Annotated in this window: 1 protein-coding gene and 1 pseudogene; both read left to right on the top strand. The window is 35.3% G+C overall.

The genetic code is table 11. The features are described from left to right. Nucleotides 1–122, top strand: a pseudogene (locus HX049_RS18535) (PorP/SprF family type IX secretion system membrane protein); the annotation flags it as partial. A gap of 29 nt (nucleotides 123–151) precedes the next feature. After that, nucleotides 152–930 (top strand): tetratricopeptide repeat protein (locus HX049_RS18390; protein WP_435793536.1); only part of this gene is annotated, 779 nt, incomplete at its 3' end.

Here is a 930-nt window from a genome sequence, read left to right as displayed (position 1 = left end):
GTTATTCTTATGATTTTGATACTACAGCACTTCAACGTTATAACTCAGGATCACACGAAGTTTTCTTAAGATTTGAACTATTTAACCGTCGTAGTACAATTAATGCACCGCGATTCTTCTAAGGGAAATTAGCTATAAAGAAAGAGAAACTATGAGAAAACAGCTATTGAAAATAAGCTTATTTGGTCTATTACTTTTGGCAGGGGTGAATACTCAAGCTCAGAGGGTAGCAGAGAAGAAAGCGGATAAAGAATATCAAACTAAGGCTTATGTAGATGCGATCAAGATCTACGAGCGCATCGCAAACAAGGGATATACTAATGCAGATATGCTAAAGAAGCTAGCCGATGCTTATTATTTTAATGGAAAGTTACCTGAGGCTAATAAGTGGTATGAAACACTATTCGATGGAGAGTATGATGATAAAGGAAAAGAGCCAATTCCATCAGAATATTACTATCGTTATGCACAGACGCTTAAATCTGTTGAGAGTTATGACAAGTCTAAGCAAAAGATGGAAGAGTTTTCTAAATTGGAAGCTAATGATTCTCGAGCACAACTTTTTCAAGAGAATAAGGATTATTTGCAAAAGATAGAGGATAAGAAGGATGTATATGATCTTAAAGCTTTGAGTATTAATACAGAATTCTCGGATTATGGAGCTACTATATTAGGCAATGAATTAATTTTTACATCAGCTCGGAATCAAGAAGTAGATAAGGCTATTCATGAGTGGACTAATGAGAGTTTTACAGCCTTGTACAGTAGTACGATTAACGTTGATGGGACTTTCTCAGAACCTAAGCAGTTCGCTAAAGAGATAAGCTCTAGAGTAAATGATGCAACAGCTGTCTTTACAAAGGATGGTAATACGATGTACTTTACTAGAAATAACTCTAGTGAAAAGGGAAAGAGAAGAAACAATAAGGA

Origin of the sequence: Myroides odoratimimus, from assembly GCF_030326305.1 — a bacterium.
Lineage (GTDB): Bacteria > Bacteroidota > Bacteroidia > Flavobacteriales > Flavobacteriaceae > Flavobacterium > Flavobacterium odoratimimum_A.
The sequence above is the reverse complement of the archived record's forward strand: the minus strand, read 5'-3'. Positions and strand labels throughout refer to the sequence as shown.